General features: G+C 44.9%; 20 protein-coding genes, 2 tRNA genes, 1 rRNA gene and 1 other RNA gene. 12 read left to right on the forward strand and 12 right to left on the reverse strand.

What is annotated here, in order from left to right:
• Nucleotides 1-34: 34 nt before the first annotated feature.
• The 3 genes from OH455_RS13265 (at nt 35) to OH455_RS13275 (ending at nt 385) form a co-directional block, all read left to right on the forward strand.
• Nucleotides 35-110, forward strand: a tRNA-Thr gene (locus OH455_RS13265).
• A gap of 12 nt (nt 111-122) precedes the next feature.
• Nucleotides 123-238 (forward strand): 5S ribosomal RNA (rrf, locus tag OH455_RS13270).
• A gap of 70 nt (nt 239-308) precedes the next feature.
• Nucleotides 309-385, forward strand: a tRNA-Asp gene (locus OH455_RS13275).
• 455 nt (nt 386-840) lie between these two features.
• Here OH455_RS13275 and OH455_RS13280 read toward each other — a convergent pair.
• The 5 genes from OH455_RS13280 to leuA form a co-directional block, all read right to left on the reverse strand.
• A complete protein-coding gene (locus OH455_RS13280) occupies nt 841-1623 on the reverse strand; it encodes a DUF547 domain-containing protein (RefSeq protein ID WP_269981737.1) in 783 nt (260 codons plus the stop codon).
• Nucleotides 1624-1732: 109 nt separating this feature from the next.
• Nucleotides 1733-2335: a 3-isopropylmalate dehydratase small subunit gene (gene leuD / locus OH455_RS13285; protein WP_269981738.1), complete on the reverse strand. Its 603-nt coding sequence runs from the start codon at nt 2333-2335 to the stop codon at nt 1733-1735.
• An 11-nt stretch (nt 2336-2346) separates the two neighbouring features.
• A complete protein-coding gene (gene leuC, locus OH455_RS13290) occupies nt 2347-3747 on the reverse strand; it encodes a 3-isopropylmalate dehydratase large subunit (protein ID WP_269981739.1) in 1401 nt (466 codons plus the stop codon).
• A 54-nt stretch (nt 3748-3801) separates the two neighbouring features.
• Complete coding sequence (leuB, locus tag OH455_RS13295; protein WP_045975426.1) at nt 3802-4893, reverse strand: 3-isopropylmalate dehydrogenase; 1092 nt, start codon at nt 4891-4893, stop codon at nt 3802-3804.
• Nucleotides 4894-4953: 60 nt separating this feature from the next.
• Complete coding sequence (gene leuA, locus OH455_RS13300; RefSeq protein WP_269981740.1) at nt 4954-6501, reverse strand: 2-isopropylmalate synthase; 1548 nt, start codon at nt 6499-6501, stop codon at nt 4954-4956.
• A gap of 466 nt (nt 6502-6967) precedes the next feature.
• Here leuA and OH455_RS13305 point away from each other — a divergent pair, with 466 nt between their 5' ends.
• The 7 genes from OH455_RS13305 to ilvN all read left to right on the forward strand — a co-directional run bounded on the left by OH455_RS13305 (nt 6968) and on the right by ilvN (nt 15137).
• Nucleotides 6968-7492: a phosphatase PAP2 family protein gene (locus OH455_RS13305; RefSeq protein ID WP_269981741.1), complete on the forward strand. Its 525-nt coding sequence runs from the start codon at nt 6968-6970 to the stop codon at nt 7490-7492.
• An 82-nt stretch (nt 7493-7574) separates the two neighbouring features.
• Nucleotides 7575-8105: a phosphatase PAP2 family protein gene (locus OH455_RS13310; protein WP_045975424.1), complete on the forward strand. Its 531-nt coding sequence runs from the start codon at nt 7575-7577 to the stop codon at nt 8103-8105.
• A 3-nt stretch (nt 8106-8108) separates the two neighbouring features.
• Nucleotides 8109-9155, forward strand: coding sequence for an MJ1255/VC2487 family glycosyltransferase (locus OH455_RS13315; protein ID WP_269981742.1), 1047 nt, complete (start codon nt 8109-8111; stop codon nt 9153-9155).
• A gap of 390 nt (nt 9156-9545) precedes the next feature.
• Nucleotides 9546-10505 (forward strand): transcriptional regulator LeuO, encoded by a 960-nt coding sequence (gene leuO / locus OH455_RS13320; protein WP_269981743.1) that lies wholly within the window; start codon nt 9546-9548, stop codon nt 10503-10505.
• A gap of 166 nt (nt 10506-10671) precedes the next feature.
• Nucleotides 10672-12480, forward strand: coding sequence for an AMP-dependent synthetase/ligase (locus tag OH455_RS13325; RefSeq protein WP_269981744.1), 1809 nt, complete (start codon nt 10672-10674; stop codon nt 12478-12480).
• A gap of 436 nt (nt 12481-12916) precedes the next feature.
• The gene (locus OH455_RS13330) at nt 12917-14641 is read left to right on the forward strand and encodes an acetolactate synthase 3 large subunit (protein WP_269981745.1); all 1725 of its coding nucleotides are present in this window, start codon (nt 12917-12919) and stop codon (nt 14639-14641) included.
• A 1-nt stretch (nt 14642) separates the two neighbouring features.
• Nucleotides 14643-15137 (forward strand): acetolactate synthase small subunit, encoded by a 495-nt coding sequence (ilvN, locus tag OH455_RS13335; RefSeq protein WP_045975419.1) that lies wholly within the window; start codon nt 14643-14645, stop codon nt 15135-15137.
• Nucleotides 15138-15196: 59 nt separating this feature from the next.
• Here the strand turns inward: ilvN and glpQ are convergent, their stop codons facing one another.
• The 7 genes from glpQ to OH455_RS13370 all read right to left on the reverse strand — a co-directional run bounded on the left by glpQ (nt 15197) and on the right by OH455_RS13370 (nt 21337).
• The gene (gene glpQ, locus OH455_RS13340) at nt 15197-16252 is read right to left on the reverse strand and encodes a glycerophosphodiester phosphodiesterase (RefSeq protein WP_269981746.1); all 1056 of its coding nucleotides are present in this window, start codon (nt 16250-16252) and stop codon (nt 15197-15199) included.
• A gap of 51 nt (nt 16253-16303) precedes the next feature.
• Nucleotides 16304-17668: a glycerol-3-phosphate transporter gene (gene glpT, locus OH455_RS13345; protein ID WP_045975417.1), complete on the reverse strand. Its 1365-nt coding sequence runs from the start codon at nt 17666-17668 to the stop codon at nt 16304-16306.
• Between the two features lie 335 nt (nt 17669-18003).
• Entirely contained in the window at nt 18004-19233 is a 1230-nt protein-coding gene (gene serA / locus OH455_RS13350) for a phosphoglycerate dehydrogenase (protein ID WP_206369808.1), read from the reverse strand.
• Between the two features lie 253 nt (nt 19234-19486).
• Entirely contained in the window at nt 19487-20143 is a 657-nt protein-coding gene (gene rpiA, locus OH455_RS13355; RefSeq protein WP_064488710.1) for a ribose-5-phosphate isomerase RpiA, read from the reverse strand.
• 63 nt (nt 20144-20206) lie between these two features.
• Nucleotides 20207-20794, reverse strand: coding sequence for a 5-formyltetrahydrofolate cyclo-ligase (locus OH455_RS13360; RefSeq protein ID WP_269981747.1), 588 nt, complete (start codon nt 20792-20794; stop codon nt 20207-20209).
• 31 nt (nt 20795-20825) lie between these two features.
• Nucleotides 20826-21008: non-coding RNA, 6S RNA (gene ssrS, locus OH455_RS13365), on the reverse strand.
• Between the two features lie 20 nt (nt 21009-21028).
• Nucleotides 21029-21337 (reverse strand): cell division protein ZapA, encoded by a 309-nt coding sequence (locus OH455_RS13370; protein ID WP_045975413.1) that lies wholly within the window; start codon nt 21335-21337, stop codon nt 21029-21031.
• A 234-nt stretch (nt 21338-21571) separates the two neighbouring features.
• Between OH455_RS13370 and OH455_RS13375 the strand changes: the two genes are divergently transcribed.
• Nucleotides 21572-22147: a YecA/YgfB family protein gene (locus OH455_RS13375; RefSeq protein ID WP_269981748.1), complete on the forward strand. Its 576-nt coding sequence runs from the start codon at nt 21572-21574 to the stop codon at nt 22145-22147.
• A 12-nt stretch (nt 22148-22159) separates the two neighbouring features.
• Nucleotides 22160-23338, forward strand: coding sequence for a 2-octaprenyl-6-methoxyphenyl hydroxylase (ubiH, locus tag OH455_RS13380; protein ID WP_269981749.1), 1179 nt, complete (start codon nt 22160-22162; stop codon nt 23336-23338).
• Nucleotides 23339-23347 lie beyond the last annotated feature (9 nt).

Consider the following 23347-nt stretch of genomic DNA (forward strand, 5'->3'; position numbering starts at 1 on the left):
CCTTGTTTAAGATAAATATCTTGAGCAAAATTATGCTGATATAGCTCAGGTGGTAGAGCGCATCCTTGGTAAGGATGAGGTCCCCAGTTCGAGTCTGGGTATCAGCACCAGCAAAAATTTTGCTTGGCAACCATAGCGCTTTGGACCCACCTGATTCCATGCCGAACTCAGAAGTGAAACGAAGTAGCGCCGATGGTAGTGTGGGGCTTCCCCATGTGAGAGTAGGACATTGCCAGGTTCCCTTTCTGTTTTTAGATTTTAGAAAAATCTAAAGGCAAAAAACTTAGACTCAAGAGTCTAACCAGTGCGGAGCGGTAGTTCAGTTGGTTAGAATACCGGCCTGTCACGCCGGGGGTCGCGGGTTCGAGTCCCGTCCGCTCCGCCACTTATTCCAGACCTCAGCAGAAATGCTGAGGTCTTTTCGTATCTGCGTATTGGAGAGTTGGAACGGACTTCGTCCTATGGAACACTTCGTTTCGAGAAAACGGGAGCGGGCTTCGCTCTGCTGGAATGCTACGTGTTGAAAGTCTAAGGTAGACAGCGTCCTTTGAGAGGTAAACTGTCATTCCATAGACTGACGAAGGAAGGGATAGGGAATCTCATAAATTCTTCGGCTTGCTGTAAGAGATCCCCAACTCGCTCGTGCCTCGCTCTCGGGGATGACAACGTTATGTATTGAAAACAAGAAGGTTTGACACGATATGCCAACCCTCAAAAACTTTCCAGTTTTCCAGTTTTCCAGTTTTCCAGTTTTCCAGTTTTCCAGTTTTCCGTAGGGCGAAGCCCGTTCCCGCATCCCGTATCCCGCATCCCGCATCCCGAATCCCTTATCCTCTTCCGCTATTCCTTCTCATTCAAATCCCAATCGTATTCATAACTAAACTTACCACTTAAATCCGATAACTCTGGGCGGTATTTTGCCAGATGCTGGATTAACTGTTGGCTATTACCAAAGTCATCAGCAAACCAATCATAAATGGAAGATAGTTGAGTATTACCACTTTTGATGAACACGCCTTTTTCACTGTTTATGAAGGTGGTCGCTGCTTGCTCAAGTAAGGCTTCTGTATTTTCAGCAGTAAACGCCTGAGATTGCAGGTTTGGACAGCCTAAGCTAGCACAGTTGACCGCATAATGGGTTCTTGGATCATTCCATATCGGGCGTAAAATTCGATGTTCAATATCATTCAGCGTGAGCTCTTTTCCATTGATGGAAACCACTTCATCTCCCCAAGGACCAAAACTGAATAACCCACCTAATTTTGTGATCGATTTGATTGGGTAAGCGCCTAAAATCAAATCGACAGTAATCGCGTTATATAAATTTACCCAGTAAGGGTACTGCTCAGCCTTGCTTAACTGAAGTGGATTGATATGACTCAGTTGATCTATGTAGTCATTGAGTTGTTGTTTATCTTGGACACTGACTGATGAGTATTTAAAAAGGGTGTATTCGCTTTCCGTGATGAGATATTTATCGAGTATTTGTTGCCAAGGCTGATGGTCAACTTTGGTGGTATTAGATTCATTACTGGTATTCCAGTAGGGCCAAAGTTCAGATTTGGGAGCAGAGTAAGCGTGGAAAGATATTAACGCGGCGATAAAAGCAAGAAAGAGTCTCATGGTCAGTCCTATTCATAACAACATTAAGATTTTAGACCGAGCCTACGAATGATAACTTTCAAAGAAATAAAAAGGCTGGCATGAGCCAACCTTTTTATATCGGTTTTAATTACTTGAGAAATGAGGGAATCTTACTTTCGTAATCGGCAATTCTATCTTCGTGCTGTAGTGTCAAACCGATGTTGTCCAAGCCATTTAGCAAGCAGTGACGACGGAACTCGTCAATTTCAAAAGAGTACTCTTTACCGTTTGCGCGAACTCGGTTGGCTTCTAAGTCGACCTCAACCTGTGCCCCTTCATTTGCCTCTACAAATTGGAAGATTTCATCGACTTCTTGCTCTGTGAGACGAACCGGTACCATTTGGTTGTTGATTGAGTTGCCATAGAAAATATCGGCAAAGCTTGGCGCGATCATCGCCTTGATGCCATAGTCTGCCAGTGCCCACGGAGCGTGTTCACGTGAGGAACCACAGCCAAAGTTTTCGCGAGCGAGTAGGATAGAGGCACCTTGATAACGAGGTGCATTCATTACAAACTCTGGGTTTGGCTGCTCACCTGCATCATCTAGGAAGCGCCAATCATGGAATAGGTGTTTACCAAAACCCAAGCGAGAAACTTTTTGTAGGAATTGTTTAGGGATAATGGCATCGGTATCGACGTTCGCGGCATCTAGAGGAACGACTAAGCCTGTGTGTTGTTTAAAACCTGACATCTGTTCTCTCCTTAGTCCAACTCACGAATATCTACAAAGTGACCAGCAATTGCTGCCGCTGCTGCCATCGCAGGACTTACTAAATGGGTACGGCCATCACGACCTTGGCGGCCTTCAAAGTTACGGTTTGAAGTTGATGCGCAACGTTCGTGTGGACCTAAGCGATCGTTGTTCATCGCCAAGCACATTGAACAGCCAGGAAGGCGCCATTCAAAGCCCGCTTCTTTAAAGATGATGTCTAAGCCTTCTGCTTCTGCTTGCGCTTTGACTTGCTCAGAGCCCGGTACGATAAGAGCTTGCACGTTATCTGCAACTTTACGGCCTTTTGCTACCTGTGCAGCGGCGCGCATGTCTTCGATACGAGAGTTAGTACAAGAACCAACAAATACCTTATCGACTTTGTAATCTGATAGTGCTTTGCCAGCTTCTAGCCCCATATACGCCAATGCTTTTTCTGCTGATGCTTTCTCGACAGGATCTGCAAAGCTTTCTGGTGCTGGGATAGGTTGATCAACGGCGATTACCTGACCAGGGTTTGTACCCCAAGTCACCTGAGGTTTGATTTCCGCTGCATTTAGAGTGACGACTGCATCAAACTCTGCATCTTCATCAGTTTTGAGTGAAGACCAGTACTCAATAGCCGCTTCCAAATCATCGCCTTGAGGTGCGAATTTGCGGCCTTTGATGTATTCGAACGTGGTTTCATCAGGCGCGATTAGACCCGCCTTGGCACCAAGCTCAATAGCCATATTACACACTGTCATACGACCTTCCATCGTTAGATCAGTAATTGCTTCACCACAGAACTCAACTACATAGCCCGTACCGCCAGCTGCTGTTGTCTCACCAATGATGGCTAAAACGATATCTTTCGCTGTGATGCCAGGGTTCACCTTACCTTTTACCTCAATCTTCATCGTTTTGGCTCGTGCCTGCTTTAGCGTTTGAGTCGCTAAAACGTGCTCAACTTCAGAAGTACCGATGCCAAAAGCTAATGAACCAAATGCACCGTGAGTGGCTGTGTGAGAGTCACCACAAACGATCGTCATGCCAGGTAAGGTAATACCCAGCTCTGGGCCCATTACATGCACGATACCTTGGTATTTGTGGTTAATGTCGTAAAGAGTGACACCAAACTCTTCACAGTTCTTTGACAGCGTTTCCATCTGAATACGTGCCATCTCACCAGATGCATTGATGTCTTTAGTAGTGGTGGAAACGTTGTGGTCCATGGTGGCAAAGGTCTTGCTGACCTGACGCACTTGACGACCTTTTTCACGCAGGCCATCGAAGGCCTGGGGTGAAGTCACTTCGTGTACCAAGTGGCGATCGATATACAAAATTGGGTTCTCACCCTCGGCGGCTACGGCAACGTGTGCATCGTAGACTTTCTCATACAGTGTTTTGCCCATTATTACTATCCCGTGTATAGCACCTGACAACGGCTTATCAGGTGCGAATAATTATTATGAATTTAAAATGTACTCAGCGATTTTATCGCCCATTTCTGATGTCGAAAGGGCAGGATTGTCACCTGCTAGATCGGCGGTCAGCTCTCCAGCAGACAGTGCTTTAGATACTGCTGCTTCAATATCTTGTGCAGCAGCTTCTTCACCTAGGCTGTAACGCAGCATTAGTGCAGCAGAAAGAATCTGTGCAACAGGGTTTGCGATGTTTTTACCTGCGATGTCTGGTGCACTGCCACCTGCTGGCTCATACAAGCCAAATTGGCTTTCGTTCAAGCTGGCAGAAGGTAACATACCCATAGAACCAGTGATCATTGCACATTCGTCAGAGATGATGTCGCCGAAGATGTTTGAACACAGCATGACGTCAAACTGCGCAGGATCTTTGATTAGCTGCATGGTCGCGTTATCGATGTACATGTGTGACAGCTCGACATCTGGATAGCTTTTCGCCACTTCTTCGACCACTTCACGCCACAGGATAGAGCTCTGTAGAACGTTCGCTTTATCGATAGAGCACACTTTTTTGCGACGTAAGCGCGCTGATTCGAATGCTATTTTAGCGATGCGCTCAATTTCAAAACGGTGATAAATCTCGGTATCAAATGCTTTTTCATTCGCTCCTTCGCCTTCACGGCCTTTTGGTTGGCCGAAGTAGATACCACCTGTCAATTCACGTACCACGACGATATCAAAGCCATTGCCAGAAATATCTGCACGTAGAGGTGAGAAAGCTTCTAGGCCTTTGTGAATTTGGGCTGGACGCAAGTTACAGAACAACTGAAAGTGCTTACGCAGAGGTAAAAGAGCACCACGTTCAGGCTGATCATTTGGCGGTAAATGTTCCCACTTAGGGCCGCCGACTGAGCCGAATAGTACTGCATCTGCTTCTTCACAGGCTTTTACTGTGCTGTCTGGTAGTGGGCAACCATGATTGTCGATGGCAATACCACCCACATCGTGTTGGTTGCGAGAGAAAGCAATACCGTGTTTCTTTTCGATGGCGTCTAGCACTTTGTGTGCTTGCTGCATTACTTCTGGGCCAATACCGTCTCCTGGTAGAACGGCAATATTGTAAGATTTGTCTGTCATGGTAATCCTTTAATTTTTATATCTTTTGTTCCAGAGATGACTCGCATCCCTAGAGTCTATTTATACTGTTGCGATTTTTTGCTGTTTGATTTCGGCAATCTTATCTGCACGGTGAATGCTGTTGATTACGTGCAGTAGTGCTTGACCAGAAGCTTCTACGATGTCTGTTGATACACCAGTACCGTGGTATTTACGACCTTTGTAGTTGGCGATAATATCAGCCTGACCAAGCCCGTCTTCACCTTCGCCTTTCGCGGTTAAATCAAACTTGTCTAGCACGATATCATATCCGGTGATGCGATAGATACACTGGTAAAGCGCGTCAACAGGGCCGTTACCTACCGCAGCTTCAGACGTCTCTTTATCACCACATTGCAGTTTAATACTTGTGGTTGCCATGACGCTACCTGACTGAACGCTTAGGTAGTTCAATTTGTAAAAATCGTCTTCTTCACGCAAGTTAGAAAAGTGCATTAGCGCTTCTAAATCGTAGTCAAAGACTTGGCCTTTACGGTCAGCCAGTTTCAAGAAGTCTTCGTATAGCGCATCCAAGTTGTACTCGTCTTCTTTGTAGCCCATGCTATCCATGTGGCTTTTCACTGCAGCACGTCCACTGCGGCTGGTTAAGTTCAATGCTTGATTTTTCAGGCCGATTGACTCTGGGGTCATGATTTCGTAAGTGTTTTTGTTCTTTAGCATGCCATCTTGGTGGATGCCTGAAGAGTGACTGAATGCGTTGGCACCAACAATAGCCTTGTTGCTTTGGATTGGCATGTTACATAACTGACTGACCAATTTACTGGTGCGATGAATCTCATCATGCTTAAGACCAGTGTGAACACCCAAGAATTCCTGACGAGTCTTGATAATCATCGCGATTTCTTCTAAGGAGCAGTTCCCCGCTCGTTCACCAATACCATTGATCGTACCCTCAATTTGTCGTGCGCCTGCTTGAACAGCTGCAATTGAGTTAGCGACTGACATACCTAAGTCATCGTGACAGTGAACAGAAATAATGGCTTTATCAATATTTGGAACACGATCAAACAGAGTTTGGATAATTCCGCCAAACTCGTTTGGCACTGTGTAACCAACGGTATCAGGAATGTTTATCGTGTTAGCACCAGCGTTGATAGCGGCCTCAACCATGCGGCATAAATTGTCAATTGGGGTACGTCCAGCATCTTCACAGGAAAATTCGACATCATCAGTGTAGCGACGGGCGTGTTTTACCGCTTTGACTGCCATCTCGACAACGTCATCATAACTGCGGCGTAGTTTGTCTTGGACGTGGACGGTGGAAGTAGAAATGAAGGTATGAATACGGAATTGATCAGCGACTTTTAACGCTTCGCCTGCAGCGTCAATGTCTTTCGCAACGGCACGTGCTAGCGCACAGACTCGGCTGTCTTTTACGTGTTTGGCGATGGTCTGCACGGATTCGAAGTCACCAGGAGATGAGACAGGAAATCCCGCTTCAATTACATCAACACCTAGCCTTTCTAGCGCATAGGCAATCTGCAGTTTCTCTTTAACTGTCAAGCTTGCTGACAACGCTTGTTCGCCATCACGCAATGTGGTGTCGAAAATAATGACTTGATCGTTCATGTTTGCTTCCTTCCTGACTTGTGTGTTTACCACACTGTTAATCGTTTTCTTCCGGTATTTTAGGTATAAAAAAACCCGCATCTGTGTGCGGGTTTCTGATATCTCGTTGTGGTTATTTTTCTTCCACAGCCTACCCGCGCGATCGTGTCACGATAAGGAGGAGGCTCAGCAGGATAGAAAAACGCTTTATCATTGTTAACGGTTCCTATTAGGGCGTTAAATAAACCACAGAATTAAGTTAATAAATTAGTACCGCACTCCACTGAGTACGTCAACCCTAAAGTTGTTTTTTTATTCATCAATAGTCAAATGAACTAATTTATGGCGATAAACCATATTAGGCATACAGAAGATATTGTCCTGCTATTCGAGCAGTGAATGGCAAGATGAACGAGATGATTAATCTCTGGTTCATCTCGCTATACCTATGATGTGACTTCTCATGTGATCACAGGAGAAAAGTACCGTGCGTGCCGTTGAACCCATCATCAAATTTGACTTGGCATTGTCCTCATTTTGCTTAGGTCATCGCTTTAATCTGCCGCTGGCTAAGCTGAGTCGCCTGATTTCTCATACTGGAGATGGGCATCTGTATTTGCTGATTGGCCTGATCGCTTGGGCGCTGGATACGACCGCAGGTGCCGCTTTTCTTAAAGTCGGCATTCTGGCATTTATCATCGAATTACCCATTTACTGGGTTTTGAAGAATGGTTTTCGGCGCCGTCGTCCCTATGATCGTTCCGAATCACTCACCTCATTTATCCAACCCGCGGATCAGTATAGCTTGCCATCCGGTCATACTGCGGCTGGATTTTTGATGGCTACATTAATTGCGAGCTTTTACCCTCAATATGCGATTGCAGCGTACGGCTGGGCGGCAGCAGTGAGCACCTCACGTATTTTTCTGGGCGTACACTTCTTCACTGATATCGTGATAGGGGCGGGTTTGGGCATTGCGTGTGCCAAGCTGGCGTTGATGTTGACGATGTAACTGAATCAACCTGAAAGCTTCACTGATTTGTCACTTACTTCTCTTAATTTGAACGTAGAACCGTCGTTGCAAGGAGTCGGTAATGCGTTCAATCGAACCAATCGCCAAGTTTGATTTGGCATTCTCACTGTTTTGTCTACAACATAAATTCTCATATCCACTCTCTCGATGGAGCAAAGCCGTCTCTCACACGGGGGATGGGCATTTGTATGCTTTGATAGGCCTTGTCGCTTGGTGGTTTGGTGGCGAAATCGGTAGGCTCTTTTTACTGGCCGGTTTGCTTGCCTTTGCTGTGGAGCTACCTATCTACTGGACAGCTAAAAACCTCTTTAAACGTCGTCGACCAGAAGAGCTATCTGAGCTGGTGACGTCCTTCATTACACCTTCAGATCGTTACAGCTTGCCTTCAGGGCATACAGCCGCCGCTTTTTTAATGGCTACGCTGATCAGTCACTTTTACATCGACCTAGAAATGTTTGTCTTTTTGTGGGCGGCTTTGATTGCAGCTTCTCGTATTTTACTGGGTGTCCACTTTCTAACAGATGTGGTACTCGGTGCACTATTGGGTATTGGTTGCGCCCAAATTGGACTATCTGTGATCATGGGAGTGTAAAGCATGAGAGTTCTGTATGGGGTTCAAGGTACAGGAAATGGTCATATCGCTCGAGCTAGAGCAATGAGTTACGCACTCAAACGTCGGGGCATTGACGTTGAGTTTCTTTTTTCTGGTCGTGCAGTCGATAAATACTTTTCAATGGAAGCGTTTGGTGATTATCACACACGACGTGGTTTGACATTTGTGACTGAGAGTGGCCAGGTCAATTACCATAAAACATGCCTGCGTAATAACTTGCTCACTTTCTGTAAAGAGGTGAGGCAGCTTGATTTAAGTAATTTTGATATCGTTTTGAATGATTTTGAGCCCGTTTCAGCATGGGCATCGAAAATGCAAGGCAAGGTTTCCATCAGTATCAGCCATCAGAATGCATTCCGATACTCTGTGCCTCTCAAAGGAGCGAGTTGGCTAGACAAAAAAATCATTAAGTACTTTGCTCCTGCTTTGCACCATATCGGTTTGCATTGGTACCACTTCGATCAACCCATTCTTCCTCCTATTGTTCATACACATAATGAACAAGTCGAAGGTGAAGACTTTGTGCTCGTGTATTTGCCATTTGAGAGCATAGATGATATCGCGGAGCTATTGCTGCGATTCTCACAACAGCGATTTGTCTGCTTTCATCCGGAAATTAGGCAGGAGCAAATTGTCGACAATGTATGCTATTTGCCATTGAGTTTTCAGAAATTTCAATATCACCTTAATCGCTGTAACGGTGTTATTGCCAATGGTGGCTTTGAACTCCCATCGGAAGCTCTGACTCTAGGGAAAAAATTATTGCTCAAGCCCCTGAGTGGGCAGTTTGAGCAGATGAGTAATGTGGCAACCTTAGAAGTTCTAGGCCTAGCCAGTTGTATGGACATGCTTGATGCTTCTGTTGTACGTCATTGGCTAGATGATGATCAAGCGGAAAGCGTCACTTATCCCGATGTAGCTGAAGCGATTGCTGACTGGCTGATAAAAGGTGACTGGGATAACAAGTCTGAGTTAACTCAAACCTTGTGGGATAAAGTAGACTTTCCAAGTTACGTCACCAATATTTAGCTTATTGCCACTTTTCTCGGGTACACAGCATCAAATTATTGATGCTGTGTTTGTATCTGCCCCATAAATTATTTTTTCTACCAATACATCTCGTCACGATCTTAACTCCATGCTTAAACCTAATTGATTAGCTGATCCTTTACAGTATGTGCGATTTATAATTTTTTATATATGACATAACTTAATGATTAATAATATTAATTTTATAGCTTAAGTAAAAAATACTGATTAATTATCAATCTTGTTGCTAATCATTGATTGATTCGCTGATAGTAGAAATCCGCCGGGAAATATCTGACGGATAAATATAACACTATCTGGGTTATCTATTCCCAACCAATATTCATTTTAAGAACCATTTACATTGACGAATACAAGAGGCTTGCCCTGATGATTGATAAGAAAGAATCTATGAGTGCGATTGCTAGCTACCGAATGGAAAGTACTCTACGTGGAGTAGATCTAAACCTTCTCACTGTTTTTGACGCAGTAATGCAAGAACAAAATATTACCCGTGCCGCTCATAACTTGGGCATGTCTCAACCAGCAGTAAGTAATGCGGTTGCACGCTTGAAAGTTATGTTCAATGACGAGCTATTTATGCGTCAGGGGCGTGGTATTCAACCGACTCAGCGTGCGCGCCTGTTGTTTGGTCCAGTTCGCCAAGCACTGCAACTTATCCGTAATGAGCTACCAAGCTCAATTTTCTCGCCTGAAACATCAACGCGTTTGTTTAAACTGGCGATCTGTAGTCCTTGTGATATGCGCTTTGCGCCTAGAATTATGTCGACAATTCACGATCAGGCTCCAAATGTACAGCTTCATCTTGATGCTGAATTTGACCGCCAATTAGCGGAGAGAATGCGCTATCAAGAAATCGACTTCGTGATTGATTACGCACGTTTCGACGAACAAGGATTCTCAAGTACAGAAATCTTCCAAGACGAGCTTGTCGTTGTTGCTTCTAAATCTCACCCACGTATTCAGGATGCCGTAACTGCTGAGCTTCTTAAAGGTGAGCGTCATGCGAAACTATCTCGTGTTCATGGTCAGCGCAGTTTCTCTGAGCAAGCATACCGTGATCTAGACGTGCAGGCGTATTACGAAGGAACAAGCTTGAGCAACGTGCTTTACGTGGTTGGACAATCTGAGCTTGTGACTATCGCACCACGTTGGATGGTAGAAAATGCAGCGAACAAAGAACAGTTGCAAGTACTGGATTTCCCATTTGAAAATGGCAAGATCAGTGGCTTCCTAAGCTGGCATGAATCAAGCGAAAAAGACAAAGGTCATATTTGGTTACGAGATCAGCTAATGATGATCTGCGGTGAAGTAGTTGCCCTAGACTAATTTACAGTTATTTATGGCAAGAATGAAACCTTGAGTGGCTATTCGTCATTCAAGGTTTTTTACGATTTAATGGATAAGTTTGATACCCGTCAGTTGCCTTTTATGGCCTTAAATGTACACTTGTGCGCTCTAAAAAGCTTACAGGTGTAAGCTAAAGGTAGAAAAGATGGCCAACTTAGATTTTCATATTGTAAAAAGAATTCGTGAACAGATTGCCAAAAGCGGTGACCATATTGCTCTAAAACACAAAGTGGGTGATATGTGGAATGGCATTAGCTGGAAGCAATTTGGTCAGCAAGTGGATGCTTTGTCACTTGCTTTGTTGGCTCATGGGATCCGAATTCAAGATAAGATCGGTATCTTCTCTAACAACATGCCGCAGTGGACAGTGGCGGACTTTGCTGCTCTTCAAATTCGCGCGGTTACTGTACCCATTTACCCAACGAACACAGCGGCTCAATCTGCGTATATCTTACAAGATGCAGATGTGAGAGTTCTGTTTGTTGGTGAACAGGCTCAATTTGATGCTGCCGTGTCTATTTTTAATCAATGTGAACAACTAGAACTTATTGTTGCTATGTCTGATGATATTGATGTGGGGGAGCACGGATTTGCCATCCGTTGGCAGCGACTCATTGCCAATGTAGATAAAGCCCAACAGCAAGAACTCGATACTCGCATAGAGCAAGCGAATTTAGATGATCTTCTCACTTTGATCTATACCTCAGGTACCACAGGTCAACCGAAAGGTGTGATGCTCGATTACGCCAATATCGGCGCTCAACTTGAAGGTCATGATCAGCGTTTAAGCTTATCGCAAACTGACGTTTCTCTTTGCTTTTTACCTCTTTCTCATGTTTTTGAACGAGCATGGACTTTCTACGTTCTGTATAAAGGTGCTACCAATTGTTATCTACAAGATACCATGCAAGTACGTGATGCCTTGAGTGAGGTGCGCCCGACAGTGATGTGTGCGGTTCCGCGCTTTTACGAAAAGATCTTCTCTGCCATCCATGAAAAAGTCGCTAAAGCCCCATTCATTCGCAAAGTCTTGTTTACTTGGGCGGTTAACATGGGGGCTAAGATGGCGGTTTGTCATCAAGAGCGACGTAAGCCTTCTATTGTATTACAGAAATCTCATGATTTAGCGAATAGGTTGGTGTTGTCTAAATTACGTGCTCTTCTTGGTGGGAACATCAACTTTATGCCTTGTGGTGGCGCCAAGCTAGACGAAACTATAGGCCGCTTTTTCCACGCTATCGGTATCAATGTTAAGCTCGGTTATGGTATGACAGAAACCACTGCGACGGTATCGTGTTGGGATGACAAGTGTTTCAATCCAGACTCAATTGGTATGGCAATGCCTGGTGCTCAAGTAAAAATCGGCCAAAACAATGAGATCCTAGTCCGCGGACCTATGGTAATGCGTGGTTACTACAAGATGCCAGAAGAGACGGCAAAAACGTTTGATGAGCATGGTTTCCTCAAAACCGGAGATGCGGGCCATATCGACGAAAATGGCAACTTGTTCATTACCGAACGCATTAAAGAGCTTATGAAAACATCAGGTGGTAAGTACATTGCGCCGCAGATGATCGAAGGAGCAATCGGCAAAGATCATTTTATTGAGCAGATTGCAGTGATTGCCGATACGCGTAAGTTTGTTTCTGCGCTTATTGTACCGTGCTACGACAGTTTGGAAGAGTACGCGAAAGAGCTGAACATAAAATACCATGATCGTGTTGAACTGATTAAGCATCATCAAGTGGTGGAAATGCTCGAACAACGAGTCAACGACCTACAGCAAGAGCTGGCGAAGTTTGAGCAGGTTAAGAAGTTCAAATTGTTACCAAAGGCTTTCTCAATGGATGATGGTGAACTAACACCAACACAGAAATTGCGTCGCAAGGTGATTAACGACAAATATCAGGACGAAATCGAAGAAATGTACAGTGATACGGCAATGAAAAAGTAAATCTCTAACAAGTTAAATTTTAAATTGTTTAAAATTCCCTCAATCGGTTGTCTTTGACTGTTGAGGGATTTTTTATACCTAAACAGATGACCTGATGAGGGTAAAGCTTCGTTCTTATCTGACATTAGCTAATATTTTACTCTGAATTTTTTGTTTTTTTTTATCTCATTTTCTGTTTTTTTTGTTTAATCTGGTGTTCTTTCCTTATATTAGTTTGATAAATAGCATATTGCTTAAAATGAGAATTATGTCTCATTAGACCCTTTGATAAGAAAACGTTACATTTGTTGCGTGAACTTGTTTTCTGTTACGACAGAGCAAGACATAGCCGAAAAAGTGAAAGTATTTCGATTTAGGCTACGAATAAGCCCTAGACTATGTAAAACCAGCCCAATTAGTTGACCTTATTAATTGGTATACTGGTGAGGAGAATAATATGACAGCAATGTTGTCCGGTGCAGAGATGGTTGTTCAATCTCTGATCGAAGAAGGTGTAGAACAAATTTTTGGGTACCCTGGCGGTTCCGTTTTGGATATCTACGATGCGCTTCATGCTAAGACAGATCAAATTAAGCACGTCTTAGTTCGTCATGAACAAGCGGCTACCCATATGGCAGATGGCTATACCCGTGCCACTGGCAAGCCAGGCGTGGTTCTGGTGTGCTCTGGTCCCGGCGCGACCAATACTGTGACAGGTATTGCAACCGCGTACATGGACTCTATTCCTATGATCGTGATTTCAGGTAACGTACCTAATAACCTGATTGGTAATGATGCTTTCCAAGAATGTGACATTGTCGGTGTTTCGCGCCCTATTGTTAAGCACAGCTTCTTGGTTAAGAAAGCAGAAGATATTCCTGAAATCATGAAGAAAGCTTTCTATATTTCGACGACAGGGCGTCCTGGCCCGGTTGTTATTGATCTGCCGAAAGACGTGATGAATCCGCAGGTCAAATTGCCATACGAATATCCTACCAGTATTGCAATGCGTTCATACAAGCCAACTACAACGGGTCATAAAGGTCAGATCAAAAAGGCTTTGAAGGCATTACTAGAGGCGAAAAAGCCGGTTCTTTACGTCGGTGGCGGCGCTGTGATTTCAGAAGCTGATGAGCAGCTTCTGAAGTTATCAGAGGCGTTAAATCTACCTGTTGTCAGCACTTTAATGGGGTTAGGCGCCTTCCCTGGTACGCATAAAAACTCGCTTGGTATGTTGGGGATGCACGGTGTGTATGAGGCCAATATGGCAATGCATAACGCAGACTTAATTTTTGGTATCGGTGTGCGATTTGATGATCGAACCACCAACAACCTAGAAAAATATTGTCCGAATGCCAAAGTGATGCATATTGATATCGATCCGTCGTCTATCTCAAAAAACGTCAAAGCAGATTTGCCTATTGTTGGCTCAGCAGAGAAAGTTCTAGCGAGTATGGTGTCGCTCTTAGAGGAGCAAGGCACCACCAACAATGGTGAAGCATTACAAAGCTGGTGGGATGATATCCAGACTTGGCGTGATCGTGAATGTCTGTCTTATGAATCCACGCCTGAGCGTATTAAACCTCAACAGGTTATTGAGGTTCTGCACAAGCTGACAAATGGCGATGCGTACGTTGCTTCTGATGTGGGTCAACACCAAATGTTCGCAGCGCTCTACTATCCGTTTAATAAACCACGTCGCTGGATTAATTCTGGTGGTCTAGGCACGATGGGCTTCGGTTTGCCAGCTGGTCTAGGGGTTAAATTTGCTAAGCCTGATGAAGAGGTCGTAGTGGTGACTGGTGATGGCAGTATCCAGATGAACATTCAGGAGCTGTCGACGGCGTTGCAATACGATATTCCAGTTAAGATTATTAACCTAAACAACCGTTTCCTAGGCATGGTTAAACAGTGGCAAGATATTGTTTACCAAGGAAGACATTCTAACTCATATATGAGCTCCGTTCCGGACTTTGTTGCGATTGCAGAAGCATACGGACATGCGGGAATTCGCATTGAAACGCCAGACCAACTTGAGTCTGGTTTAAAACAAGCATTAGAAATGAAAGATCGTTTAGTGTTTGTGGATATCAATGTTGATGAAACTGAGCATGTATACCCAATGCAAATTAAAGGCGAAGGTATGGACAAGATGTGGCTAAGCAAAACGGAGAGAACGTAATATGAGACACATTATTTCACTGCTAATGGAAAACCAACCGGGTGCATTATCTCGAGTGGTAGGTCTGTTCTCACAACGTGGTTACAACATTGAGTCGTTAACGGTGTCACCGACAGATGATGAAACGCTGTCGCGCATGAACATCACTACGATCTCGGATGACATGCAGCTTGAACAGATCCAGAAACAGCTCAATAAGCTGATTGATGTATTGAAAGTTCAGGAAGTTACCGAACTTGATCATATTGAGCGTGAGCTGATGATGGTTAAAGTGAAAGCCAGTGGCTTTGCTCGCGCAGAAGTCAAGCGCACAGCGGATATCTTCCGTGGTCAGATTGTTGATGTCACCGCTTCTCAATACACGGTTCAACTAGCGGGTACCAGTGAAAAGCTGGATGCGTTCATTCAAGCGATTTCAGAAGTGACTGATGTCATTGAGGTTGCGCGAAGTGGTGTGGTAGGGATTGCACGCGGTGAGCGTTCACTGAAGCCTTAACTTGATATTAGTTGTGAAAAAAAAGCCTTAGTCATGGACTAAGGCTTTTTGTTTAAGGACTATTGGTTGAGAAAGTTAACTGCTTTGTCTGGGAAATCGGTAAACAGGCCATCTACTTTGACCTGATTGTAGAAGATATCCATCATTCCCTCGAAGCTATCAGTATAACTCGGAATACGCCCTGGATCGGCTCGGAAAGTGTATGGGTGAACATCTAGGCCTGCTGCTTTTGCCTCTTTCATCAAGGGTTTGATAATAATGTTGTCTTTGGTTGATTTATCATCGACCAACATTGGTTTCCAAGGGCCAATGCCTTCGGCGTACTTGGCAACTTCCTTCATTGCGCCTGATTCGAACATCCAATCATAGCTATATGGGGTTGCCGTGTTGCCTTTGTAGACCATGGTTTCGTTCCAGTCAGTGTAAGCCATCAGCTGCACTAACTTGAGATCCATGTCCATACTAGGCATGAGTTCATTGTTGATGCGTTTGAGCTCATTGGCGTCAAAGCATTGTAGGTAGACTTTGTCATCCTGACTGTCATAGCCGTACTGCTTTAATAGCTTAAGCACTGCGGAAGAGATATCTTTGCCTTCATGACGGTGGAACCATGGAGCTTTGATTTCAGGGTAAATACCAATATCGTAACCAAGCGTTTTGTTGAGCCCTTGAATGAGCTCAATTTCTTCAGCGAGAGTAGGGACGCTGAAGTCGGATTTCCACATTGGAAAACGGGTCGGATAACCCGCAACTTTATTACCATTGTCATCAATATTGAACCCTTCTGTCACTTTTAGGGTTTTGATTTCTGCGAGCGTAAAGTCAATTGCATAATAGCGGCCATCAGCACGAGCACGATCAGGGTAGCGCTCTGCTACATCGGTGACTCGATCTAAGTAATGATCATGGAGGACAACCAGTTGATCGTCCTTAGTCATGACAACATCTTGTTCGATGTAATCCGGTTTCATTGCGTAAGCCAAAGCTTTAGCTTCTAGAGTATGCTCTGGCAGATAGCCTGATGCGCCGCGGTGAGCGATGACTAGAGGCTTAGCCAAAGCTCCAGCAGATAGACTAAGAGCCAGAAATGTAGCGCAAACTGACGTTGTTTTCATTCTTCATTCCTTGATTAAAATAAGGCAGCCGTGCTGCCTCTTTGATGAGTATTAAGCGAGTGCTGCCTTTTCGGCTTCTTTCTGTTTATGGTGAGCACGTTCGCCAACAAATGCATAAATTAGACAAATAATAGATGCGATACAGGATGCGAACAGAATGATAAACCCACCATCCCAGCCAAAGTGATCCACTGTGTAACCCAGAATCGCGTTAGCTGCAACCGCACCGCCAAGATAACCAAATAGTCCGGTTAGACCTGCAGCCGTACCTGCAGCTTTTTTCGGAGCGAGCTCAAGAGCATACAAACCGATCAACATCACAGGACCGTATATCAGGAAGCCGATGGCAACCAGCGCCATCATGTCTACGGCAGGGTTACCGGCTGGGTTGAACCAGTAAACCAAGACCGCAACTGTCACTAAGGCCATAAACAGGATACCGGCTGGGGCGCGACGACCTTTGAATAGCTTGTCGGAAATCCAACCACACAATAAGGTGCCAGGAATACCCGCCCATTCGTAAAGGAAGTAAGCCCATGAAGATTTATCAACCGTGAAATCTTTTGCTTCTTTGAGGTAAACCGGCGCCCAGTCAAGCACACCGTAGCGAATGAGGTAGACAAACGCGTTCGCAATGGCGATTGACCAGAGTAGTTTGTTAGAAAAAACGTACTTAAAGAAAATTTCTTTGGCCGTCATTTCCTTTTCATGTGATTTATCGTAGTCGTCTGGGTAGTCGTTTTTGTACTCTTCAATAGGTGGTAAACCACAGGATTGTGGCGTGTCGCGAACTGTCATCCAGATAAAGATGGCAACTAGCGTGGCGAAGAAAGCAGGAACGTAAAAAGCGGTACGCCAGTCGTCATTGAATGCCCATAGGCCAAGGATAAACAGAGGACCAATTAGGCCACCGCCAACATTATGAGCGACATTCCATACCGAAACGATTTCGCCACGTTCTTTACGAGACCACCAGTGCACCATAGTTCGACCACAGGCAGGCCAGCCCATCCCTTGAAACCAACCGTTTAGGAAAAGCAGGATGAACATGGCAGTGATACTACCGGTCGCCCAAGGCATGAATCCGAAGCAAAACATGATCAACGCCGACATCAGCAAGCCGCCACTGAGGAAATAACGCGGGTTTGAGCGGTCAGAAACGCTACCCATTAAAAATTTTGATAAGCCGTAAGCAATCGAAACTGCTGCTAAAGCAACGCCAAGATCTCCGCGGCTAAAGCCTTGTTCAATTAGGTAGGGCATTGCCAAGCTAAAGTTCTTGCGAACTAAGTAATAGCCAGCATAGCCAACAAAAATACCGATAAAGAGTTGCCAACGTAATCGGGAATAAGTGCTGTCGAGCTTATCGGAAGATAAGCGGTCGATGTGCGCCTTAGGTTTGAAGATTCCAAACATAGGGACCTCATTGTTATTGTGCGATGGTAAGTAAAGGGAAAGTGAACGAGCAAAATTAATTTCGTTCGAAAGCGTTGGGCATTGTATGAATAATGACAGTTATTTCTGTGATAAATGTTGCATAAATATTAAAATTTTCGAAAATACAGAAGGTTAGTGTGAAAAATTTCGACTTGGATTCCGTAATAGATCAGTTGCGTGATAGTTCAGAAACACATCAACGAACTGCTTTTGTTCCTAAGGGAACATTAGGACTCGATACTTTTTGAGGGGAGAATGTGAGTTAACAAAAAGCCACTGCAATAGCAGTGGCTTTGATAGCGTCGAGGTTTAACTTAGTGAAGGATACGCGCGCGTAGTGTGCCTTCAATACCTTTGAGTTTCTTGAGTGCTTCTTCGGAGCGGCTGGTTTCAACATCAATGACGACATAACCGATATCGGCGCTGGTCTGCAGATACTGACCCGCGATGTTGATGCCTTCTTCTGCGAAGATAGTGTTAATTTGAGTCATGATACCTGGGCGGTTTTTATGAATGTGCAACAGACGCGAACAATCACGATGCTCAGGTAAAGAGACTTCAGGAAAGTTAACACTTGAAAGTGTTGAACCATTGTCAGAGTATTTCGCCAGTTTACCCGCTACTTCTACACCAATATTCTCCTGAGCTTCCTGTGTAGAGCCGCCCACGTGTGGGGTAAGGATAACATTATCAAATTTTTGCAGTGGCGATTCAAATGGGTCTGAGTTGGTTTTAGGCTCGGTTGGGAACACGTCAATCGCAGCACCAGCAAGGTGACCGGACTCCATTGCATGACAAAGCGCTTCAATATCAACTACAGTACCGCGTGCAGCGTTAATGAAAATCGAACCAGGTTTCATACGAGAAAACTCTTCAGCGCCCATCATGTTTTTGGTGCCTGCGGTTTCTGGAACGTGTAAAGAAATAACATCACATTTGTTCAATAGCTCACTCATAGTATCTACTTGAGTTGCGTTACCAAGTGAAAGTTTGTTCTCAATATCGTAGAAGTAAACACGCATTCCTAAGTTTTCGGCGATAATACCCAGCTGTGTTCCAATATGGCCATAGCCGATAATTCCTAATCGTTTGCCTCGTGCTTCATAGGAGTTGTCGGCGCTCTTTTTCCAGATCCCACGATGTGCCAGAGCGTTTTTTTCCGGAATACCGCGCAGCAAAAGCAAGGTTTGACCGAGCACCAACTCCGCCACACTGCGGGTGTTTGAGAAAGGAGCATTAAACACTGGAATACCACGAACGGCAGCAGCATTAAGGTCGACTTGGTTGGTACCAATACAGAAGCAGCCAATCGCCACTAACTTTTCTGCAGCATTAATCACTTCCTGAGACAGGTTAGTACGGGAGCGAATACCGATAAAATGAACATCCTTTACAGCTTCTAGTAATTCCTCTTCTGGCAACGAGCCTTTGTGATATTCAATATTGGAGTAACCAGCAGCCTGCAATACTTCTACCGAAGATGAGTGAAGACCTTCAAGCAGGAGGATCTTAATTTTGTCTTTTTCCAGTGAAACTTTGGCCATTGTCTTCGTCCTTAAAATGGAAATTTGGGGCTTAACTGGCGCACAAGTAGTGTAATGTCATTAAAGCAAACGTTTTGTTAGCAAAAAGACTCGCGCAAACGTTTTCCTTGTGCGTCTTCTGCTCACTAAGTTAACAAAAAAAATACACTTTGGGTAAGAAAATTACGGAATAAGGAATAATTTTTATAGGATAAAAGACAAAAACGGCACCTAATGGTGCCGTTTGTAATGAAATAACCGAAACTAGCTTGAATTAATCTTCGATTTTTGCCCCTTGAGGTGTACCCGTGATCACCACGTCCGCACCACGGTGGGCAAATAAGCCAACCGTCACAACACCTGCGATTGCATTGATTTTATCTTCCATTTCTTTAGGATTGGTGATCTGCATGCCATGTACATCAAGGATAACGTTGCCGTTATCTGTCACCACACCTTCACGGTACACAGGGTCGCCACCAAGTTTTACCATTTCACGAGCAACGTAAGAACGCGCCATTGGGATGACCTCTACAGGTAACGGGAACTCACCCAGAACGTCAACAGCTTTGGTACCATCTACGATACACACAAACTTATCTGAAATAGCCGCTACAATTTTCTCGCGTGTTAGCGCCGCGCCACCACCTTTGATCATGTCGCGTGCAGCGTTGATTTCGTCAGCACCGTCAACGTAGACATCTAAATTCGATACTTCATTACAGTCGAAGACTTCAATGCCTAAACCTTTCAGTTTTTCAGTTGATGCTTCTGAGCTAGAAACCGCACCTTTGATATCGTCTTTTATTGTACCGAGTGCATCGATGAAGTGATTTACCGTAGAGCCTGTGCCAACACCGACAATGCTGTCTTTTTCAACATACTTAAGTGCTGCCCAACCAGCTTCTTTCTTCATTTCATCTTGAGTCATGCCCATCTCCTGAATGAGGTTTGAATTTAACGTTTGCGGCGCGATTATATAACCAATCTAAGGCTATTCCCAATCCCAGATCTGCTTTGGTGTCACTATTTTGGGTAAAGGCACATCCCAGGATTCAATGGGCAGTTGTTCGACCAGCTGGCAGTCATGCGCGAGGCCTATGGGTTTTGGCCCTGATTGATGATGGAACCAAGGCTCTAACGTTCGGTCGTAGTACCCTCCACCCATGCCGAGACGATGTCCATGGTGATCAAACGCGACTAGTGGAGTACAGATAAGATCGAGCTGATTAACGGGAATGACTTGAGTTTGATCCAGCTTAGGTTCCTGAATCTTATATCGATTAAGTACCATAGGTGTTTCAGCGTCGTAGCGCAGAAACAACAAATGTCCGGCTGAAAATGGGTGGATAACGGGAAGATAAATCGCTTTTCTTTGCGCTCTTAACCAGTTAATCAGTGGTGTGGTATTGATTTCACCGTCAGCAGGCAGATACAGGGCAATATGCTGAGCTGAAGAGGCTTCTGGTATTTGTGCAAATTGGGCAATTAAATCAAATCCTGCTTTTTGCTGTGTTACATCACTGAGTTGATTGCGCTTGCTGCGGATCAGCTTTCTAAAATCTTGTCGGGATAGAGTCATAAGAGTACCCATGGTTGCTGGGTACCGAGGAGGATACCCCAGAGTGCCGTTGGAGATTTTGACCCTTGAACCAGCTGGTTCAAGGCGGATCAGCAATGATAACCGTAGGCTTCTCGGTTCAAGCCGAGCTTGCTCAATAGCTATCAAGTACTAACCCTTAGGGATTGCTTATCGGCTCAGGGACTTAATCCCCTCACGAACACTCCAGGGTAAATTCTTGTTTGGCGGTAAAGGCTATTGCTGTCCTGGCTTTACTTTACTTAGTGCATCACTGAGTGATGCCGTGAGCTTTTCCAATTGCTCATTTAACGCATTTTTTTGCTGCTCATCTACTGTATCACGGCTTTCGAGCTCATGACAGACATTCAGAGCGACAAAGGTGAGCAGTTGAACTTCGTTGGTAATCTTGGTTTTAGCAGACATGTCTTGTAAGCGTTCATCAAGGCGCTGAGCTGCATTACGCAAAGACTCTTCTTGTCCTGATGGGCAATTCACCCGGGTTAGTTTGCCTAAAATTTCGACTTCAACTGCTTGATTGCTCATACTGACTCTAAATGCGTTAGTAGGGGTGATATGCAGACAATCACCGAGGAGGAAACTATAGGAAAAGGCTTGTTAAGATTCAAGCTTTTCCCAATCAAGGTGCTCAAATCATGACGTAATAACACAGTAATTGGACAAATTGTGTAAATGCTATCCACAATTGCGCAATCGCTCGTTTTCGCTGGTCTTGGTAAATGGTAGAATTGATCTTATTTAGCAAACTTAGGTCTCTTTATGAGCGAACGTAATCTTCCAGAATACCTGATATTGGCTAGTGAGCTTCAGTCGGCCGGTCTGGCAGTGAACCCTGCAGAACTGCACGGCCTTTTAGCAGGAATGCTGAGCGGCGGTTTAAGTCTGACAGACAAAAGCTGGCAGCCCCTAATTTTTGATTACACTAATGATGGTCTGGGGTGGCCTACTAAGTCATTGCAATTGGCTCAAGCGACATTAGACGCAACCATCGCTGAATTTACGGGTTCAGGTATGGATATCTCAATGTTGATCCCTGATGAAGATGCCAGTGCAAGTCTGTTTGATACGGCTGATGGTGTCGCGGAATGGGTGAATCACTACATTTCTGGTTTAGGCCTTGTGAATGCTGAACTGAAAAAAGCCTCGACAGATGTTAAAGAGGCGTTGGCCGATTTAGAAGAGATTGCCAAGCTGGGCATTGATGAAGATGACGATATGCAAGAGCAAGCTCAGCTGCTAGAGCAGGTGATTGAACATGTTAAAGCATGTGCGTTGACGATCCACGCTGAATTTGGCCAAAAGCCGGTAGAGCAAAAGGCTCCAACCATCCATTAATCAGGACTCCCCATGAAGCAGTTTGATGTTGTAATTGCTGGTGGCGCAATGGCGGGCATGACGCTGGCACTGGCGATCAATAAACTTTCTCAGCAGCCGCTGTCTGTAGCGGTTGTCGAGCCTTACAAAGTCGACCATCAGGCTCACCCAGGCTTCGACTCTCGTTCTATCGCTCTGTCTTACGGTACCGTCAATATTCTTAAGCAATTCGGGCTGTGGAAAGACATTTCAACCTTCGCGACGGCTATCCGTCATATTCATGTTTCTGACCGCTCTCATGCAGGTATGACTGAAATTGATAACCTTGAGGTTGGCGTGGAAGCTTTGGGATATGTGGTCGAGTTAGCGGATGTTGGCCGTCTCTATCATGAAAAGGTCGCGCAGGAGCCTAATATCACTTTACTGTGCCCTGCCTCGGTTAATCAGATCGAACGACGACAGCAATGCGTCCATATTGAGCTGGATGATGGTCAAACCATCAGTGGGAAACTGCTGGTGGCGGCGGACGGTGCCATTTCGACCTGTTGCCAGCAAATCGGACTTGATTTCAACGAACACGATTTCGAGCAAGTTGCGGTTATTGCTAACATTAAGACGGCAGAGCATCACCTAGGGCGCGCTTTTGAACGCTTTACCTCTTCTGGCCCTGTAGCTCTGTTGCCAATGAGCGAACATCGCATGTCTTTGGTTTGGTGTGTAAGGCCAGATGACGCTCAGCGTATTCTGTCGCTCGATGATGATGCCTTTCTACAAGAGCTCCAGCACGCATTTGGTTGGCGATTGGGGAAATTGGTAAAGGTCGGCCAGCGTGCTGCATATCCATTATTGTTGCGCTATCGAGAGCAGAACACATCACATCGATTTGCCATTGTTGGCAATGCAGCACAAACATTGCACCCGATTGCTGGGCAAGGGTTTAACCTTGGAATTCGTGACGTAGCGACACTGGCCGAGTCGATAGCCAATCATAGCGGCGATCCTGGAGATTATTCGGTACTGAGCCAATTTAAACGTCGCCGCGAAAACGATCGTAGTGCGACGATTTCACTGACATCGTCTCTGGTTCATATTTTCTCTAATGATTATCTCACACTACGTATTGGTCGAAATTTCAGCTTGGCCGCGATGGACAACATTCCGGTGTTGAAAGCGCCTTTATTAGCAAGAACTTTAGGCTTAGTTGCTCGATAGCAGCTTGAA

The organism is Vibrio sp. T11.5 (genome assembly GCF_027587155.1).
Lineage (GTDB): Bacteria > Pseudomonadota > Gammaproteobacteria > Enterobacterales > Vibrionaceae > Vibrio > Vibrio neptunius.

Bases quoted from the DNA above. Each gene is read 5' to 3' on its own strand.
- OH455_RS13280 (WP_269981737.1), bottom strand. From the start codon at position 1,623: ATGAGACTCTTTCTTGCTTTTATCGCCGCGTTAATATCTTTCCACGCT.
- leuD (WP_269981738.1), bottom strand. From the start codon at position 2,335: ATGTCAGGTTTTAAACAACACACAGGCTTAGTCGTTCCTCTAGATGCC.
- leuC (WP_269981739.1), bottom strand. From the start codon at position 3,747: ATGGGCAAAACACTGTATGAGAAAGTCTACGATGCACACGTTGCCGTA.
- leuB (WP_045975426.1), bottom strand. From the start codon at position 4,893: ATGACAGACAAATCTTACAATATTGCCGTTCTACCAGGAGACGGTATT.
- leuA (WP_269981740.1), bottom strand. From the start codon at position 6,501: ATGAACGATCAAGTCATTATTTTCGACACCACATTGCGTGATGGCGAA.
- OH455_RS13310 (WP_045975424.1), top strand. From the start codon at position 7,575: ATGCGTTCAATCGAACCAATCGCCAAGTTTGATTTGGCATTCTCACTG.
- OH455_RS13315 (WP_269981742.1), top strand. From the start codon at position 8,109: ATGAGAGTTCTGTATGGGGTTCAAGGTACAGGAAATGGTCATATCGCT.
- leuO (WP_269981743.1), top strand. From the start codon at position 9,546: ATGATTGATAAGAAAGAATCTATGAGTGCGATTGCTAGCTACCGAATG.
- OH455_RS13325 (WP_269981744.1), top strand. From the start codon at position 10,672: ATGGCCAACTTAGATTTTCATATTGTAAAAAGAATTCGTGAACAGATT.
- OH455_RS13330 (WP_269981745.1), top strand. From the start codon at position 12,917: ATGACAGCAATGTTGTCCGGTGCAGAGATGGTTGTTCAATCTCTGATC.
- ilvN (WP_045975419.1), top strand. From the start codon at position 14,643: ATGAGACACATTATTTCACTGCTAATGGAAAACCAACCGGGTGCATTA.
- glpQ (WP_269981746.1), bottom strand. From the start codon at position 16,252: ATGAAAACAACGTCAGTTTGCGCTACATTTCTGGCTCTTAGTCTATCT.
- glpT (WP_045975417.1), bottom strand. From the start codon at position 17,668: ATGTTTGGAATCTTCAAACCTAAGGCGCACATCGACCGCTTATCTTCC.
- serA (WP_206369808.1), bottom strand. From the start codon at position 19,233: ATGGCCAAAGTTTCACTGGAAAAAGACAAAATTAAGATCCTCCTGCTT.
- rpiA (WP_064488710.1), bottom strand. From the start codon at position 20,143: ATGACTCAAGATGAAATGAAGAAAGAAGCTGGTTGGGCAGCACTTAAG.
- OH455_RS13360 (WP_269981747.1), bottom strand. From the start codon at position 20,794: ATGACTCTATCCCGACAAGATTTTAGAAAGCTGATCCGCAGCAAGCGC.
- OH455_RS13370 (WP_045975413.1), bottom strand. From the start codon at position 21,337: ATGAGCAATCAAGCAGTTGAAGTCGAAATTTTAGGCAAACTAACCCGG.
- OH455_RS13375 (WP_269981748.1), top strand. From the start codon at position 21,572: ATGAGCGAACGTAATCTTCCAGAATACCTGATATTGGCTAGTGAGCTT.
- ubiH (WP_269981749.1), top strand. From the start codon at position 22,160: ATGAAGCAGTTTGATGTTGTAATTGCTGGTGGCGCAATGGCGGGCATG.